This is a genomic window from Streptomyces sp. NPDC127038 (assembly GCF_042725875.1).
Classification (GTDB): Bacteria; Actinomycetota; Actinomycetes; order Streptomycetales; family Streptomycetaceae; genus Streptomyces.
Map to the genome: position 1 here is coordinate 26689 of NZ_JBHXDQ010000047.1, position 17040 is coordinate 43728.

The 17040-nt window shown below is 70.6% G+C and carries 19 protein-coding genes; 13 read left to right on the forward strand and 6 right to left on the reverse strand.

All coding sequences use genetic code 11. From position 1 onward, the window contains the following. Positions 1-39: 39 nt before the first annotated feature. Together ACFWI4_RS27655 and ACFWI4_RS27660 are read right to left on the reverse strand one after the other, a co-directional pair. Positions 40-1257 (reverse strand): esterase/lipase family protein, encoded by a 1218-nt coding sequence (locus ACFWI4_RS27655; protein WP_387201276.1) that lies wholly within the window; start codon positions 1255-1257, stop codon positions 40-42. 127 nt (positions 1258-1384) lie between these two features. After that, positions 1385-1630, reverse strand: coding sequence for a WhiB family transcriptional regulator (locus ACFWI4_RS27660; protein ID WP_385398436.1), 246 nt, complete (start codon positions 1628-1630; stop codon positions 1385-1387). Between the two features lie 279 nt (positions 1631-1909). Here ACFWI4_RS27660 and ACFWI4_RS27665 point away from each other — a divergent pair, with 279 nt between their 5' ends. Then, positions 1910-2701, forward strand: a complete 792-nt coding sequence (locus tag ACFWI4_RS27665; RefSeq protein ID WP_387201279.1) for a VOC family protein — start codon at positions 1910-1912, stop codon at positions 2699-2701. A 117-nt stretch (positions 2702-2818) separates the two neighbouring features. Here the strand turns inward: ACFWI4_RS27665 and ACFWI4_RS27670 are convergent, their stop codons facing one another. From ACFWI4_RS27670 to ACFWI4_RS27685, 4 genes are all read right to left on the reverse strand, one after another. Then, positions 2819-3856, reverse strand: a complete 1038-nt coding sequence (locus tag ACFWI4_RS27670; protein ID WP_387201282.1) for a LacI family DNA-binding transcriptional regulator — start codon at positions 3854-3856, stop codon at positions 2819-2821. Positions 3857-3980: 124 nt separating this feature from the next. Next, positions 3981-5012, reverse strand: a complete 1032-nt coding sequence (gene ligD / locus ACFWI4_RS27675; RefSeq protein ID WP_387201284.1) for a non-homologous end-joining DNA ligase — start codon at positions 5010-5012, stop codon at positions 3981-3983. A 153-nt stretch (positions 5013-5165) separates the two neighbouring features. Then, on the reverse strand, positions 5166-6374 hold the full coding sequence (xerC, locus tag ACFWI4_RS27680; RefSeq protein WP_387201287.1) for a tyrosine recombinase XerC: 1209 nt from the start codon (positions 6372-6374) through the stop codon (positions 5166-5168). A 73-nt stretch (positions 6375-6447) separates the two neighbouring features. Beyond that, entirely contained in the window at positions 6448-7302 is an 855-nt protein-coding gene (locus ACFWI4_RS27685; RefSeq protein ID WP_387201290.1) for a hypothetical protein, read from the reverse strand. Between the two features lie 116 nt (positions 7303-7418). On the opposite strand from ACFWI4_RS27685, the gene ACFWI4_RS27690 reads away from it, so the two are divergent. From ACFWI4_RS27690 to ACFWI4_RS27745, 12 genes are all read left to right on the forward strand, one after another. Beyond that, entirely contained in the window at positions 7419-7655 is a 237-nt protein-coding gene (locus ACFWI4_RS27690; RefSeq protein ID WP_387201293.1) for a helix-turn-helix transcriptional regulator, read from the forward strand. Next, on the forward strand, positions 7655-7870 hold the full coding sequence (locus ACFWI4_RS27695; protein WP_387201296.1) for a helix-turn-helix transcriptional regulator: 216 nt from the start codon (positions 7655-7657) through the stop codon (positions 7868-7870). The genes ACFWI4_RS27690 and ACFWI4_RS27695 overlap by 1 nt, the downstream gene beginning before the upstream one ends. A 133-nt stretch (positions 7871-8003) precedes the next feature. Beyond that, complete coding sequence (locus ACFWI4_RS27700; protein WP_387201300.1) at positions 8004-8552, forward strand: hypothetical protein; 549 nt, start codon at positions 8004-8006, stop codon at positions 8550-8552. A 139-nt stretch (positions 8553-8691) separates the two neighbouring features. Continuing rightward, positions 8692-11373 carry a bifunctional DNA primase/polymerase gene (locus ACFWI4_RS27705; protein ID WP_387201303.1) on the forward strand — a complete coding sequence of 894 codons (2682 nt, stop codon included), beginning with the start codon at positions 8692-8694 and terminating at the stop codon, positions 11371-11373. 325 nt (positions 11374-11698) lie between these two features. Next, positions 11699-13294 (forward strand): DEAD/DEAH box helicase, encoded by a 1596-nt coding sequence (locus ACFWI4_RS27710; RefSeq protein ID WP_387201306.1) that lies wholly within the window; start codon positions 11699-11701, stop codon positions 13292-13294. 30 nt (positions 13295-13324) lie between these two features. Further along, positions 13325-13549, forward strand: coding sequence for a hypothetical protein (locus ACFWI4_RS27715; RefSeq protein ID WP_387201309.1), 225 nt, complete (start codon positions 13325-13327; stop codon positions 13547-13549). A gap of 385 nt (positions 13550-13934) precedes the next feature. Continuing rightward, positions 13935-14291 (forward strand): helix-turn-helix domain-containing protein, encoded by a 357-nt coding sequence (locus ACFWI4_RS27720; RefSeq protein ID WP_387201311.1) that lies wholly within the window; start codon positions 13935-13937, stop codon positions 14289-14291. Next, the gene (locus tag ACFWI4_RS27725; protein WP_387201313.1) at positions 14288-14533 is read left to right on the forward strand and encodes a hypothetical protein; all 246 of its coding nucleotides are present in this window, start codon (positions 14288-14290) and stop codon (positions 14531-14533) included. The genes ACFWI4_RS27720 and ACFWI4_RS27725 overlap by 4 nt, the downstream gene beginning before the upstream one ends. Before the next feature lie 405 nt (positions 14534-14938). Beyond that, positions 14939-15145: a WhiB family transcriptional regulator gene (locus tag ACFWI4_RS27730; RefSeq protein WP_387201427.1), complete on the forward strand. Its 207-nt coding sequence runs from the start codon at positions 14939-14941 to the stop codon at positions 15143-15145. An 89-nt stretch (positions 15146-15234) separates the two neighbouring features. Continuing rightward, on the forward strand, positions 15235-15951 hold the full coding sequence (locus ACFWI4_RS27735; protein WP_387201316.1) for a hypothetical protein: 717 nt from the start codon (positions 15235-15237) through the stop codon (positions 15949-15951). Between the two features lie 35 nt (positions 15952-15986). Then, entirely contained in the window at positions 15987-16634 is a 648-nt protein-coding gene (locus ACFWI4_RS27740) for a hypothetical protein (protein WP_387201319.1), read from the forward strand. 144 nt (positions 16635-16778) lie between these two features. Then, a complete protein-coding gene (locus ACFWI4_RS27745) occupies positions 16779-17000 on the forward strand; it encodes a helix-turn-helix domain-containing protein (protein ID WP_387201322.1) in 222 nt (73 codons plus the stop codon). The last annotated feature ends 40 nt before the right edge of the window (positions 17001-17040 follow it).

Consider the following 17040-nt stretch of genomic DNA (forward strand, 5'->3'; position numbering starts at 1 on the left):
CCCGAGCCGGTCCTTGCGGCCGGGCGGGCCGGGCGCCGACTAGTCGGGCAGCCGGTCCAGGACCCACTCCCCGATCTCCGGCGTCATGATCGCGTGCGGGTCGTTGTCCCCCGAGAGCAGGAAGTCGTTGAGATCCGACTCCTCCGGGGGCAGCCCGTCGATGTTGACGTACAGGTTCTCCTGCCGGTCCAGGTCGCGGACGGCGACCGCGCTGACCGACGGGACGAAGCACACGGACCGGTGGACCATGTCGACGTCCTCGCCGAACGCCTTGAGCGTGTCCCCGACGATGCCGAAGGACTCGAGCGTCCCGCCGGGCGCGCCGTCCAGTTCGGGGAACCCGCTGGTGGTGATCGTGTACGGGCCGCCGAGGACGCCGTCGAGCACGGCCACCTCCGCGGCCTCGCCCTTGCTCTGGGCGAGGAAGTACGTACCGTCGAACAGCGGCCCGGCGCAGGTCAGCGCCTTGGCCCCGGCACGCACCCCGTTGCCCACGCCGTCACCTCGCCCGCTGGACACCCCGATCAGGTGCGGGATCTGCGGCCAGCCGCCCACCCGCTCCAGCTGTTCCTTGAACTCCTTGCGCAGCGGGCTCTCCTTCGGCGTGCCGTCAAGAGCGTCCAGGTGGCGCCAGAGCATCTGCTGCGAGGCCGGGCTGCCGATCTGCCGCAGATAGGTGTCGTCGCCGGCGTCGGCGAGGTAGTGGGCGAGCGCCTGGAGCCCGATCGGCACCCACGCTCCCCGGTGCGGGCTGTCGAACGACGCGTAGACCCCGACCCGGTGGTCCATGCGCTGCGTCTCCATCTTGGCCAGCGCGTAGCGGGCGACGATGCCGCCCATGCTGAACCCGCCGACGAACAGGCGGGTGTCGTCGAGCTGCTCCGCGATGGTCCGCATGATCGCGGCGGTCATCGTCTCGGCGTTGCGCAGGATCGACTCGCTGCGCTCGTCGAACCCGACGAGGACCAGGGTGCGGCCCCGGCGGCGCAGTTCGCTGATGAACGGGAACCTGCCGTTCTCCAGCCCGTCCCACAGCCAGTCGAAGTCGGACGGCCCGAGGTTGAATCCGTCGGCGAGGACCACCGGGCGGACCACGCCCTGCCGGCCCTCCCCGTAGTACACCACCGCTCTGCCGTGCGGCAGCTGCCATTCCTCGTCGGGCCGGGGAGCCTGCGCGGGCGCGGGCCTCTCCATCGGCGCCACGAGTCCCATCGACCCGGCGGCCTTCCTCGCTCTGCCGGCCTTGCTGTCTGCCATGACGTCCCTTTCGATGTCGGTGACAACGTCAGAGGACGTCATGCGCACATTTGGCATGGTCCATGCGCATATGACAATGGGCTCACTCCGATGCACCACGCTCCCCGGCCGACCGCCGGAACGCGCGTCACTCCTGGGCGCGGCGCAGGCCGAGGCGCTCCTTCTCGGAGAGTCCGCCCCACACACCGAAGCGCTCGTCGTTGCTCAGCGCGTATTCCAGACACGCGGGACGCATCGCGCACATCCCGCAGATGCGCTTGGCGTCACGGACCGAGCTGCCCGGCTCGGGAAAGAAGAAGTCCGCCCCCGTCTGCGCGCACAACGCCTGCTCCTGCCAGGCGAGGTCGGACGGAGTGATGGTTTGCGAGTACATGCGGACGAGCGTGCCGCGCCGCGAAAAACGTTCGCTCAACGCGGGATCAACGCCGGGCACCCAGGCTGCCGGCGGCCTCGATGATGGCCCGCCGGCCGGTGCCGGGCACGGCGGCGCGCGGAAGAAATCGGCGACAACGGGAATTCGCGCGGACACCCGGAGTGACGGGGTCGCCGGGAGGCGGTCGCTCCCGTCCGCTCGCGCGCGGCGACGGCGATTGTCAGTGGGCGGTGGAAGAGTGGACACCAAGGCAACGGGACCCCTCGAAGGAGGACAATCATGCTCACCACGCGCTTCGTCAACGGCTCCCCGAACTGGCTGGATGTCGGCACGTCCGACCTCGACGGCGCCATCGCCTTCTACGACGGCCTCTTCGGCTGGCGGTTCCTGTCGGCGGGGCCGGACGCCGGCGGTTACGGCTTCTTCCAGGTCGACGGCAGGACCGTGGCCGGGGGCATGCAGATCACCGCCGAGCAGGGCCCGCCGGCCTGGCACGTCTACTTCCAGGCCGAGGACGCGGAAGCCACAGCGAAGGCCGTCGAGCAGGCCAAGGGCACGGTGCTGATGCCGCCCATGGACGTGATGGGCGAGGGGCACATGGCCATGCTCGCCGACCGTGCGGGCGTGACCTTCGGCATCTGGCAGCCGGGCCGGACCAAGGGCCTGGGCATGGCGGGCGACCCGAACTCCCTGTGCTGGGTCGAGCTCGTCACCCCGGACATCGCGGCGGCCGCCGCGTTCTACAACTCGGTCTTCGGATGGGAGACCTCGGCGGCCCAGTTCCCCGGCGGGACCTACACCTGCGTCAACCCGGCGGGAACGGAGGAGGAGGCCATGTTCGGCGGTCTGGTACCGCTGGCCGACGACCCGGTCGAGGCGAGGACCGGCGCGTACTGGCTGCCGTACATCGAGGTCCGCGACGCCGACGCCGTGGTCGCGAGGGCCCAGGAACTCGGCGGCACGGTCCGGATGCCGGCCACGGACATGGAGGGCGTCGGCCGCATGGCCAGGATCGCGGATCCGTACGGGGCGCACCTCGCGGTGATCAAGAGCACGCCCCGGCAGGGCTGACCCCTCGCGGGGCGGGCGAGCGTCCTGACGGCGGGCTCGCGCCCGGCGCGGGTGCCCTCGTCCCTGCGGCGGGCTCCCTTCGAGGTGTGCGCCCGCGTCCGCGTCCCGGTCTCGGTTCTACGCCGACGCCCGTCGTACCACCGTCGTCGGCAGGACGATCCCGGCGGGCTCGGACACCGGCCCGGTCACCCCGGTCCGGCTCTCCAGTCCGCCGATGAGCAGACGGGTCATCAACCGGCCCATCTCCTCGATGTCCTGACGCACCGTCGTCAGCGGCGGGTCCGTCTGCTCGGCGATCGGCAGCATGTCGTCGAAGCCGATCACGGCGACGTCCTCGGGGACCCGTCGTCCGTGCTCGCGCAGCACCCGCAGCACGCCGAGGGCCGACAGGTCGTTCGCCACGAACACCGCGTCCACGTCGGGGCGGCGCTCCAGCAGTTCCCGCATCGCGCGCTCGCCGCCGGCCGGGGTGAAGTCGCCGGTCGCGACGAGCGCCGGGTCGGCGTCGGCCATGACGTCCCGGTAGCCGTCCAGCCGGTCGACCGCGGACGTCTGGTCGAGGGCACCGGTGATGTGGGCGATGCGGGTCCGCCCCAGGCCGAGGAGATGGCGTACGGCCTGACGGGCTCCGCCGCGGTTGTCGCAGTCGACGTAGACCGCTTCCCGGTCGCCGTCGCCCCAGCCGGGCCGTCCGCCGAACACGGTCGGCACCCCCGCGCCGTGGATCAGGCCCGGCAGCGGGTCGTCGAGGTGCAGCGAGAAGACGAGCGCGCCGTCGACGTGACCGCCGGCGAGATAGCGGGCGACGCGGGCGTGGTCGTCGCGGCCCTCGGTGAGGAGCAGCACCAACTGTGAGTCGTTGGCGGCGAGTTCCTTGCTGATGCCGCGGAGCTGGAGGGCGAAGAAGGGGTCGGCGAAGACCCTGGTCTCGGGCTCGGCGATGACGACGGCGACGGCGTCGTGGCGCCGGGTGACGAGGCTGCGGGCGGCCTGGTTCGGAACGTATCCGAGTTCTTCCACGGCCCGGCGCACGCGCTCGACGAGCGGTTCACGGACCCCGTCCCCGCCGTTCACGACCCTGGACGCGGTGGCCCGGGAGACCCCGGCCCGCGCGGCCACGGCCTCCAGCGTGGGGCGCGACGCTGTCTCGGTCACCTCAGGGCACCTCCTCGGCGGATGCGGATCAGGATAGCCGCGGGAGCGCCCGCTCCGGGGAAGTGCTTCCCGATCACCGAGAAAGACTCGAACCGACCTGCCCGACGGGGCCGGGACCCTCGTACTAGGCGTCCCCCTGCTTCGCGTCCGCGTGCTTCGCGCGGCTCGGCTGCACCCGCTTGGGCTCGCCCGGCATCTTCGGGTACTCGGGCGGGTACGGGAGGTCGCCCAGGCCGTGGTCGTGCTCGTCGCGGCTGGCGAGTTCCAGCAGGGCCTCCAGCGAGAAGGCGTGCTCGTCCATGTCGGCGTGCACGTCGCCGAGTTCGGCGAAGCGCTTCGGCATGGTCGCCAGGTCGAAGTCCCGGGGCCGGGCGTCCTGCACCTCGTCCCAGCGCAGCGGCGCGGAGACCGGGGCGTGCGGGCGGGGCCGTACGGAGTAGGCGGAGGCGATGGTGCGGTCGCGGGCGGTCTGGTTGTAGTCCACGAAGATCTTCTCGCCCCTCTCCTCCTTCCACCACGCGGTGGTGACCTGGTCCGGCATACGGCGTTCCAGTTCACGTCCGACGGCGATGGCGGCCCGGCGCACCTGGGTGAAGGTCCAGCGCGGCTGGATCGGCACGAAGACGTGCAGCCCGCGGCCCCCTGAGGTCTTGGGCCAGCCCCGCAGGCCGCCGTACTCGTGCAGGACCTCGCGCAGTTCGTGGGCGGCGCGCACCGCGTCGGCGTAGTCCGTGCCGGGCTGCGGGTCGAGGTCGATGCGCAGTTCGTCGGGACTGTCGACGTCGTCGCGGCGGACCGGCCAGGGGTGGAAGGTGAGCGTGCCGAACTGCGCGGCCCAGAGCACGGCGGCGGGCTCGGTGGGGCACATCTCGTCGGCGCTGCGGCCGCTGGGGAAGGTGATGTGGGCGGTCGGGATCCAGTCGGGCATGTTCTTGGGCGCCCGCTTCTGGAAGAAGGACTCGCCGGTCACCCCGTCCGGATAGCGCTCCAGCGTGGTCGGACGGTTGCGCAGGGCGCGCAGGATGCCCTCGCCGACGGCGAGGTAGTACTGGGCCAGATCCAGCTTGGTGAAGCCCCGCTCCGGAAAGAAGATCTTGTCCGGACTGGACAGACGAACGCTCCGCCCCGCCGCTTCGAGTTCCACCGCATCGCCCATGCGAGCCACGGTAGGCGCAGCTCGCGGGGCCCGCACACCGGGCGGACGGGCACGTGACCGCGCAGAATCGAAGTATGGTTCTGCGAGATTTTCGATAGGTGCAGGTCAGACGCCATATTGACCGACCCTCTCACGCTGTTCTCTCACAATCTCTCACCCGAGCCCGTGTAGACCATCGAGCGCGGCGGCTGCCGAACGAAGATCCTCGGCGTCCGGAGCGACGTACTTGGCCTTCGTGAAGGCCGCGTTGGTGTGCCCCGCCCATGCCGCCAGGACGACATCCGCGACCCCGTTCACAGCGAGGTACTTGAGGACGGCGTGCCGCGCGTCGTACAAGCGGACCCGCCTCAGGCCGAGTTGCTCCATCAGCCCGCACGCGTGGTCCCGAAGGTTCCGCGTGTCGAGTGGCACCCCGAGTTCATCGACGAGCACGTACCCGGAGACGGTGTACGCCTCGCCGGCCGCGAGGCGCTCGCGGGCCTGCAACTTCTTGAAGCTCTTGAGGGAGTCCCAGACCAACCGCGGGAGCGGCAGGGTGCGTTCGCCGCTGGTGGTCTTGGTGTCCTTCTCGACGGTGTAGTGGTTGCGGACCATGGTGCGGGTGTTGAGCACCGACACGGTGCCGCCCACCAGGTCGACGTCCGGCTCCCAGCGCTGGCCCGCGACTTCGGCCGGGCGCATGCCCATCAGCGACTCCATGAGCGGAGCGCACAGCCGATCGTTGCGGATACCGGAGACGTACTGCTGCACCTCCGCGACGTTCCACGGCTGGACCTTGGTGCTGCGCCGCTTGTCCTGCTTGCGGGCCTGTTTGGGGACGTGAACGTATTCGGCGACGTTCGCCCGGACCATCTGCCGGACGAAGGCGCGGCCGAGGATCTCCTTGAGTCGGGAGAGGATCGTGTCGACGCTGGTGGGTCGCAGCCCGGTCAGGGTCTCGACAGGCTGCTCGGGGTTTCCGGTCTGCACGATGATGGGGCGCCGGCGCCCTTGGGTGAGGAGCCACTGCACGAAGTCGATGCAGTCGTCCTCGGTGAGCGCCTGGAGACGGGTCTCTCCCAGCCGGTTCTTGATGTAGCCGAGCTGGGTCTCGTAGCTGGGGATCGTGGTGGGCTCCAGGTCTTCCTTCTTCTTGGCGAACCACTCGTCGACCCACTCCCCCACCGTGATTTTGTTGGGGACGATGAGCGTGCCCGCGTCGCGCTGGTGGCGGAGCCGGTTGTACTCGGCCTCGGCCTCGCGCTTCGTGTCCTTGGTGATCGTGAGTTGCTTGCGCTTGCCGGTCGCGTCGCGGCCTACGTCGACCACGAACCGGTACCGGGTCTTGCCGTTCTTCAGCGTGATCTTTTTGATCTCGGCCATGTCCTCCCCTATTCGATTCGCGAAGCACTACCGGGAGGGCTGGCGACAAGGGCGTGACGTTCCAGGCACTGCTTCACTCCTGGTCGGCCTCCTCTCCGTCCGCATCGCCACCTGTCGAACCCTCTGCTTCCCCGTCAGCCGTTTCCCCCCGCTGCCTGCGCTCCCATTCGAGAGTCGCCCGGTTCTGCTCCGCCACCCGTTCCCGCGTGAACCACGCTGCCGAGGCCGCCTTCTGGCGTTCCGGGGACATCGCGCCGAAGCCGGCCGCGAGCTCGGCAAGGTTCTCCGGGGGGCTGTCGTATCCCTCCGTGAAGATCCGGCCGAACTCATCCGGAGTCAGGTCACGCAGCAACGGTCCCGGTTCGGCGCCGGCGCGACCCTTGACGCTCGGACCAAGCCATCCCGCCTTCCTCGCGCGCGAAATCCATGAGCGCACTGTCTCTTCGGGCCGATCGAACTCCTGGGCCATCCGCTTCACAGCTCCCGATGGGCGACCGGGCGCGGTCTCTGCCAGGTAGGAGACAGCCACACTGCGCAGGAGTTCGTCGCTCAAGGCACCCCTCCCGCCGTAGCGTGGCGAGTTCGGCGGGTAGTCCACCAACTTCGGCGCCTCGGACGACTGCGCGGCGCGCGCTGTAGTGGCTCGGGCCAGATGCAGGATGTCGCCAACTTGGATGCGCCGCAGGAGACTGCCGGTGATGCCGCTGCCGGTCGGGTCGACGGCCGTCAGTTCCACCCGGGAGATCACCAGGCCTTGAGAGCCCCGGGTGATGTCGCCCTCGGCAAGCCACTCTCCCGAGGCGGGGCGCGCCTCGAACGTGGCCACGACCTTCCCTTCTGCCTGGTCGGCGGCGGCGTCGCGGTCGGCGATGGCACTGATGAAGACCTCGTCGGGCCCATCGGCGGTGGGGGGAGTCGGTGTAGTCACCTCACGAGCATGGCAAGAAACGCAACGGTAGGTCAACACACCAGCCCGGCAGACGTGGCTCACCATGTCGGCAGACATGGTTGACCTGAACCCACCAGGTCTGCCAAGCTGGCCACATGACAGCCACAGCGCTACGCGTTAGGGCTCGCCTGCTCCTGCACCAGGACCTTCCGGCCCCGGCGGAGCGGCGGGCGATCCGCCTGGCGGCGGGACTCTCGCAGGGGGAACTGGCCGAGGCCATCGGTGTGACCCGGCAGGCCATCAGCAACTGGGAGAGCGGAATCCGCACGCCGAAGGGCGGGCACCTTGAGCGGTACGTCACTGCGATCCGCACGCTCCGGAGCGCCGCCTGATGGCCGCGAAGAAGGCGGAGTCGCCGACGCTCGCCGAGGTGAAGAAGTGGCCCGCGACGGTCAACGTCCCGCGTGCTGCGCTCGCTCTCGGCTGTAGCCGGTCGCAGCTCTACGAACTGATCAAGCGTGGCGAAGCGCCTGTCCGAATCCTCTCGTTCGGCAGTCGTCACGTCGTGATCACCGCATCTCTCGTGGCACTGCTCGAAGCCGCCTGAGATGCGGGCGGCCCGGCCGTCGGTGTCATCACCACCAGCGACCGGGCCTCAGCACCAACCCGAGCAACAGCAAGACCCCGCCTCAACCACCACAGCCGAGCGGGGCCCTGCACAACCAGAACGGACTAGCGCCATGAACCATGCTACGACCAGCCGGACCGATGTCAGCACTGCCCCGCAGTCCGAGACGGAACGCGACAAGGTCCTCGCCGTCCTGCACGACTCGGTACGGCAGGCCGCCGAGACGACCGGGCTCTGCACGCCGGAGCAGGCCGACCAGATCGCCGCCGCTATGACGGCCGAACTCAGCCAGCCCGAGCAGTCCCCCGAGGTGACCCGCGCGCTCGCGCAGATCGAACTCGACAAGCAGGCCGCGAAGGACGCCGGCCTCTGGGACGCCCAGTACGAGCGGGTCCTGAGCACCTTCGGCGAGATGCTCATCGAGGCCAACGACGTCGACACCGTCCTCGAAGCCATCTTCCAGGCGATGGCCAACCAGATCGCGGCGGAGAACAACCTGCGGTTGGCGCGGGCGAACGCGAGCGCAGACGACCAGTTCGGCGGACAGCTCATCGTCTGGCGCGAGTCCGGGCTCGTCCTGGTCCCGCACAGCATGAGCGCGCACGAGGCGCTCGACCAGCTCCGTGCCCACCTCGCCGAGCACGCGGACGCCCGTCCGTGACGTCCCGCCCCGGCCGCCGCGCACCTCGCCTGACCATCACGGTCGGGCGGGGTGCAGCGGGGCGCATCACTGGCTTGACCTTCCCCAGAACGCCGCGCGACCGAGCCGTCACGGCCGCCTCTCCCGCGAGGACTTCAGCGTGAACGACCGCACGACCGCAGAGAACCCCGCCGCCGGCCAGGCGACTGGGGCACTCAGCCTGCGCGAGGTGGCCCGCGAACTGGACGCCGCTGGCCTCTGCCCCCTTCCCGTGAAGCAGGACGGCAGCAAGGCTCCTGACGTCCGTTCATGGACGCCGTACAAGACCACCCGATCCACCCCCGAGGAACACGACCGCTGGTTTGGAGACGGCCGCCGTACCGGTATCGGCATCGTTACCGGCGCCGTCTCCGGCAACATCGAGCTGATCGAATTCGAGGGCCGTGCCGTGGCGGAGGGCCTGCTCGACGAGGTCACCGAGCTGGCCGAGAATTCCGGGCTCGGCGAACTGTGGCAGGCCGTCACCACGGGCTGGGCAGAAAAGTCGCCCTCCGAAGGTGTCCACCTCAAGGTTGTCGTCGACGGGCGGCCCGCCGCCGGGAACCAGAAGCTCGCCTCCCGGCTGGCCCGTGAAGACGAGTACACCGACCAGGAGCGGCAGCGGCTCCGGGAGAAGCCCAACTCGAAGATCGTGCGGGTGCTGATCGAGACCCGTGGCGAGGGCGGCTTCGTCGTGATCGCCCCGTCGCACGGATCTGTACACCCGAGCGGCAAGCCGTACCTCCGGATCTCCGGCGGGCCCTCGACCATGCCTGTGCTCGGCCCCGACGACCTCGACGCGGTCTATGCCCTGTGCCGGGCGGTCGACGCCATGCCGAAGGAGGAGAAGGCGAAGACCGCGCCGCGTCCCAAGCGCGAGCTACCGCCCGGCGCCGTCCGTCCCGGTGACGACTTCGAGGCCAAGGCCGACTGGCCCGAGATCATCGGCGACGACTTCGACCCCATCTTCACGCGCGGCCAGGTCACCTTCTGGCGGCGCAAGGGCAAGAGCCGGGGCATCTCCGCGACGACCGGCTACGCCAAGGACCGCGACCGGCTGTACGTCTTCAGCACCTCGACCGCCTTCGAAGCCGAGACGCCCTACGACAAGTTCGCGGCCTACACCCTGCTCACCCAGGGCACCACTACAGCCTCCGCGTTCAAGCAGGCAGCCGGAGAACTCCGCCGCCGCGGATACGGGTCCGAGCCCACGCGGCGCCGACTGACCGTCGTGTCCTCGCAGTTCAGCGACGGGTCCTCCGCGCTCGACCCCGACCTCGCGCCCGACGAGACCGAGGACCAGGGCGCCCGGCTGCGGGTGGCCGGCCAGCGCCCGGAGCTGGACATCACGAACGAGGCCGAAGCCATCGAGGGGATCCTCGCCGTCATGGCCGCGGAGCAACTACCCGGCCTCTACAAGCGGTCCAGCGGCCCCTGCTGGGTCTACCAGGATGACCAGGGCAACCCGCTCGTCAAGCAGCTGGGTACCGACAACCTCCGCGCCTACCTCGCCGAGTACGTCCTCACCTACGCCGTCGTCCCCGACCCGATCACCCAGGGCTTGAAGGAGGAGCGCGCCCTGGTGATGCCGAAGACGTGCGGCACCATCCTCGGCCGACGGGACTGGCCTCTCATGCCTCTGCGCGGGATCGTCACGGCACCCGTCGTGCGCCCGGACGGCACCATCGTTCAGGCCGTCGGGTACGACCGCCTGACAGGCCTGTACATGCACCCCAAGGTGCCGCTCCGCCGCCTTCAGGCAGAGGTGACGGAGGAGTCCGTCGAGCGGGCCAAGAAGGTCGTCCTTGGCCAGATGCTCGCGGACTTCCCTTTCGTGGCCGCATCCGACCGGGCGCAGTACCTGGGGGCCCTGCTCTCGCCGATCATCCGCCACTACGTCCCCGGCCCGACCCCGCTCCTGGTCATCACCAGCACCTCGCAGGGCTCCGGCAAGACCCTGCTGATGGACGCCTTCGGCTACATCTACGGCCTCGCCGTAACCCAGTGGCCCGAGAACGACGCCGAGCTACGGAAGGCCGTCACCGCCAAGCTCTGGGACTGCGGCGACCCCGTCATCGCCATGGACAACCTGCCGAACGGGCACGTCATCAAGTCGCCGATCCTGTCGTCCCTGGCGACGTCGGCAACGTGGAGCGACCGCCTGCTCGGGAGCACCAGCTCGGTCAGCATCCCGAACGACAGACTGTGGGTTCTCACCGGCAACAACTTGAGCACCGGCGGGGACAACGCGCGCCGCACCCTGTGGGTACGCCTTGACCCCAACTGTCCCAACCCTGACCAGCGCGACGACTTCACCGTCGGCGACCTCCGGCAGTGGCTGGAGGAGAACGCCTCCACTGTCGTCGCCGCCCTCGTGACCATGGTCCGCGGGTGGCTCGCGGCCGGCGGCAAGACCATCACCACCCGCATGGGTGACTACTCGCGATGGGCGTCAACGGTGGCGGGCATCCTCGACTACCTCGACGTACCCGGCTGGCTGGCCAACCGAGACGCGGCGACGGCCACGATGGACGAAGAGGCCCTGGAGTGGGCTGCGTTCCTGACGGCCTGGTACGGCACGCCTGATCTCAGCGCCCGGACCGTCACCACGAAGGAACTCCTCGCCCTCAAGGACGCCGTCCCCCGCCTCCAGAACGGCGACCCGCCGTCCCCCAAGCAGCTCGGCCACTGGCTCAAGGCGAGGCAGGGCCGGTACTTCGAGGACTTGAAGATCAGCCTCGTCTACGACACCCACCGGAAGCAGAACCTGTGGCGCGTCGAGAAGTACGAGGGCGGCCGATGACCCGCACAACCCCGCAGACCGCGGGGAAGTTGCGGGGATCCCGCACCGCCTCTGACCTGCGGGGATGCGGGGATGCGGGGATGTGCGGAGTTGCCCGCTATCCCCGGGCATACGGGAGCGTCACGCAGACCTCACATGCAACACACATCTGCATGCGGCGCAGCAACGGTGAAGCGCTCCCTATATGGCGGCCTAGAGAAACATTCCGCACAACCCCGCAAACCCCGCAGAACAGCAGGTCAGCGGTCATGCGGCCCTGCCGCAACTTCCCCGCAGACATCCCCGCAACTTCCCCGCAGAACCCCGCAGAGCCGAGGTGATCCCCGTGCCCGAAGCGCTTCCTCTCCGCCCGTACCAGCGGGCAGCCATCGATGCACTCCGCACCGGATGGCAGGCCGGCGGCCTCCGCCTGGCCGTGCTGCTCCCCACAGGCAGCGGCAAGACCGTCGTCTTCTCCCACCTCGCCGCAGAACAGCACGCCCGCGGCGTCCGCACCCTCGTCCTCGCCCACCGAGACGAACTCATCCAGCAGGCCGCAGGCAAGATCCGCGCCGTCGCTCCCCACCTGCGAGTCGGGATCGTCAAGGCCGAGTGCGACGAGCACCAGGACGTGGACGTCGTCGTCGCCAGCGTGCAGACCCTCGCCAACCCCCGCCGCCGCGAAGCCATCCGCGGGATCGGCCTGGTCATCGTCGACGAGGCGCACCACGCTGCCGCGCCCACGTACATCGACGTCCTCAAGCACTTCGGATGCTTCGACTCCACGCCGGCCGCCGGGTTCACCGCGACCATGCACCGCGAAGACGGCGGCCTCGCCGACGTCTGGGAACGCATCGTCTACACCCGCGACATCCTGGAGATGATCGCGGACCGGCACCTCGTCAACGTCCGCGGCAAGGCCGTCCGAGTCGGCGGCCTCGACCTCGACTCGGTCAAGACCCGGCACGGCGACCTCCAGGACGGCCAGCTCGCCCGCGCCCTGGACGACTCCAACGCCGCTGCGGTCGTCGCGGACGCCTACACCGAGTACGCCGCGGACCGGCCGGGCGTCGTCTTCACCCCGACCGTCGACACCGCCAAGTCCATGGCCGACGTATTGAACGCCCGCGGCATCCGCACCGCCACGGTGTGGGGAGACATGCCCCGGGACGAGCGGACGGCCACCCTCAAGGCGTACACAGACGGCAGCATCCAAGTCCTCTCCAACTGCATGGTGCTCACCGAAGGCTTTGACGCCCCGTGGGCGTCGTGCGCGGTGATCGCGCGCCCTACGAAGTCGGCCAGCCTGTACGTACAGATGGTCGGCCGGGTGCTGCGCCCCTGGCATGGGAAGCGTGACGCCCTGGTCCTCGACGTCATGGGCGCCTCGACCCGGCACAAGCTGGCCACCCTCGCCGATCTCACCGAACGGGATCTCGTCGTGGACGACGGGGAGTCTCTCGCCGCGGCCGCCCTCGACGACGACCCTGACGCCCTGCCGGGACTGCGTGCGGTCGCCGTCGACTGGCAGGACATCAGCCTCTTCGACGACTCGGCCGTGCGATGGCTGCGCACCAGCGGCGGCACCTGGTTCGTCCCCGCCGGAGACACCCTGTACTTCCTCGTATCGGGCGAAGAACCGGGCTCGTACCGCATCCGCCGCTCGACGCAGGCAGAAGGTGTCCGCGCCCCCTCACCGGACCCCGAGTATCCGCTGGAGTTCGCGATGCAGTGGGCGGAGCTGTACGCGCAGCGCTCCGCCCGGTCTCTCGCGACCCGGGGCGCAGGGTGGCGGCAGCGCCCGCCGTCGGTGAAGCAGTTGAACTACTGCCGCTTCAAGAGGATCCCGGTGCCCCCTGGCGCGACAGCCGGGGAGGTCTCGGACCTTCAGGCGGTGCAGCAGGCATCGGCCCGGCTGGACAGCTACGCCCATGCGGCTTGACCCCGTCCGCAACTCGGCCCGGAGGACGTCATGACTGAGCTTGTCTCGCACGTCGAGCAGCAGGTGCAGGCTCGCATCGCCGCGGCCCGCGCCCGGATCCAAGCAGCGAAGGAGCGCCGGGACGACCTTGCCGCCGCCCGCCGGCGTGGCCTCGCCCACCGGCACGCCCGCAAGCTGCGGAACCTCGCCGAGGCCGAGCAGCGCCGCCAGGCCGACGAGGAGTCGGCCGTATCCGACGAGGGTGTGGCGCTGTGACCGGGGGGCCGCGGGGTCGGGTGTCGATGCGGTTGAAGGGCCAGGCTGTTTCACCTTCTCCGTTGGTTGGGCGGGTGGGGCAGGGGGGTCCGTATCCGCGGCTTCGGCTGGGTTTGGCGGTGAAGGCTGACCAGGGGTTGGCGGTGGCGGAGTTGGTGTTGGGGCGGGGGTTGACGTTTCGGGCGGCGGGGGCGGCGTTGGGGTTGTCGGCGACGACTGCGTGGCGCCGCTACCACTGGTTCATGGACTTCACGCTGCCGGAGCGGTGGGGGGTGAGGGCGGGGCGGTTGCCGCCGATGCGGGGGACGCGGAGGTGTCCGCGGGGGCGGCCGTTCATCGAGGAGCTGGATGGCCCGGGTGGGCCGCTACATCGAGGAGGCGACGTATGAGCAGGCGTGATCCGCGGAAGCGGGTGGAGGCGCTGTGGCCGTTGGCTGCGGGTAAGTCGCAGCGGGCGACGGCGGATGAGGTGGGTGTGCATCCGAGCACGGTGCGCTCGTGGCTGCGGGATCCGGTGTTCGTGGCGGAGTTGGAGCGGGTGCGTGCCGCGGTGGCGGTGAAGCCGCTGGATGCGGAGCGGGTGATGGCTGCGGTGGCTCAGGCGGAGGCCCGGCTGGATGGCCGGGACCGGGGTCCGGTGACGGTGGTGATTCCGGCGGGTGCGTCTCCGGCTCGGCGTCGGCGGTTGTTGGCGGCCGGGATTGCCCGGGTGCTGGAGCGGAGTGAGGGAGACCGGTGGTGAACGGGTATGGGCTGGCGGCGGTAGTCGTCGTGTGCGTGACGGTGGTGATCGTCGTACTGCTGTGGGCGATGGTTCGGGCGGGGCAGCGGGCGGGCTCGGTGAGCGCGGCGGAGTCGGTGGTGTCGGGGGGTGAACGGCCCGAGGCGTCGCAGAGGGACAGCGAGGAGCGGCAGGCGGCGTTGCGGAAGGGCATCGAGGCGGCGGCCGAGCGTGCGCGGCGTGAGGGCCGGGGTCAGTGGTGAGCGGCGAGGGTGAGGCCGCTTCGTGGGCTCGGGAGGAGATCGCGGTGCTGGCTGGGGTCCCTGAATACGGGACGGCGGCGTGGCTGGGGCTGGAGCCGTCGGATCCGCGGCGGCAGGCAGCGCTCGTGTTGGCGGCGGAGCGGTGGCGGGAGTCGCAGGGGGTGGGGTTGTGACGGCGCGCAGGGTGCGGGCTGGCCTGGTGGCTGTGCGGCCGGCGCTGCTGGACGCGATCGGGCTCGGTCTGCTGGCGGTGGCTGCGTTTACGTGGTCGGTGACGGCTGGGTTCGTTGCCGCCGGGCTGGGGGTGCTGGCGTTGAACTGGCGTATGGAGGGTGGCGGGTGAGTGGGGCTCGGCCTGCTGTGCGGTTGGGGGTGCCGGAGTTCGTGACGGCGGTCGGCCCGGAGGTGCGGTGTCGGGCGGATCCGGATGCGTACTTCGAGGACGGGGTGCGGGCGGCTGGGGCGCGGGCGTTGTGTGCGGGCTGCGGCTACGTCGAGGCCTGCCGGGCGTGGGCGTTGGAGCGGCCTGCGGTGTGGGGGGTGTGGGGCGGGACGACGCGGCTGGAGCGGGCGTCGTTGCGGCGCCGAGCCGCTGCCGTGGTCCCGGGGTAGCCCGAACCCCTGGGATGGCGGAGGACTTCCGGGCGGGCGTGTGCCCACCCGGTTACCGGTAGATCGAGTCGGAAGGTAACGGAGGCGTCATGAAGATCACGGCACGGCAGGTGGAGAAGGCGGAGGAGCGGGCGGCCGAGCAGGAGCAGGCGCGCGAGACGGCGGCGGCCCGGTTGGAGTCGGCGCCCTACAGCGAGGTGGCAGCGCTGGAGTTGACGGAGGCTTCGCAGCTGGCGGCCCGGCTGCGGGCCAGCGCACGGGAGCTGCGGGAGAGGTACGACGAGCAGGTGGTGGCGGAGCGGGCAGCGGCGACGCGGGAGGAGCGGGAGAAGGCGGCAGGGAAGGAGATCACGGCGGCGGGGAAGGAGATGGCCGCGGCCCGCAAGGAGCTGGAGCAGTCGGCCGAGGTGGCACAGCGGGCGCTCGTGGCGCTGATGACGGCCGCGGAGGCCTACGACGGGCTGGTGGGCCGGCACGCGGACGCGCTGGCGGCGGCCGGGCTCGGGCTGGACGGGGAGACCGGCGGGAATCGTGGGCTGTTCACCACCACGGTTCGGGTGCGGGGTGCGTCGTATGAGGGTCTGGCGCCGGCGGGGGCGTTGCTTTGGGTGGCGGACCGGGTGGCGGAGGCGAGGCTGCCGCATATGAGTCCGGTGCGGGCGTCGCTGGCGGGTCTGCTCGGCTATCGGGCGTGGGAGCAGCGGGGGGACGGCCTGATGTCGGGGGTGCCGGCGGTGCCGGTCGTGAAGCACCCCGAGCCGCCGCGGCTGGTGAACGCGTTTCAGGCGATGCAGGCGTCGAAGTGACCGGTCAGGTAGACGAGTTCTTGAGGAGGAGTGCCGTGATCACGGTGACGACGGAGCAGTTGGAGCAGGCCGAGGCGTTGGCTCGGCGGGCCGCGGAGGAGCTGCGGGAGGCGGAGCGGGAGTACGCCACCAACCGCGCCTCGCCGGCCGCTTACGACAGGCACAAGGACGCGTATGACGCTGCGGACCATGCGGCGGTGCGGGCGCGTCTGATGCGCGAGGACTGGGAGGTGCAGGAGGAGGCGCGGCAGCGGCGGGCGGCCGAGGGCGAGGCGGCGGCGCAGGAGATGGGCCGGGATGTCGAGGGCCTGGCCGCGTCGCGGGCGGCGGCTGTGGCGGCGGCCGTTGCCGCTGCGGAGGCGATGAAGGCGGCGGCGCGCTCGCTCGCGGAACACGACGACCGGGTTCGTGTGGTGGGTGCGAAGCTCGCGGCGCGTGGGCTGCGGTGTGCCGACGGTGAGGAGACGGGCGCCGGCCTCGACGGATCTGCGTGGGTGCGCGGCCAGTTGTGGCCGCTCGTCGACGGCGGGGCGGTGCTCGGCCAGGTGCTCGCCGACGTGGTGGCGGCGGTGCAGCCGCGGCACCCGCTGGCTCGGTTCGCTGCGCCTCCCTACGGGGGTGTGACGGCGGCGCGGGGCCGGGATGAGGTGCTCGCGCTGGTGCGGGCGGAGAGGCGCCGCTGAGGGGTCTCGCGGGGCGCGGCGCCCGGTCTTCCTGAGAGGGGAGGCCGGGCGCCGTCATGTTGTAGGAACTCTCCAATTTCGATGGTCGACAGGCGCATGAATAGCCGCGTTCAGCCGTAATCTCCTTGTAGGAGGTGGACAACAATGGACGCTGTTGGACATGTGGAGATGCCCGCGCGGATGCGGGCGGCGGTGCTGCTGGCTTTGGGTCGGCCGACGGAGGAGATCGGCCCCGAGGTCGGGGTGTCCGGGCGGACGGTGCGCCGCTGGCGGGCCCGTCCGGAGATGCGGGCGGACATCAGCAGGGTGCGGCTCCGCCTGCTGGACGGGGCCGTGGCCACTGTGACGTTCGGACAGCAGCGGTGAGCCGGGCGGGAGGTCGGACGCGCTGGCGGACGGCAAAGGG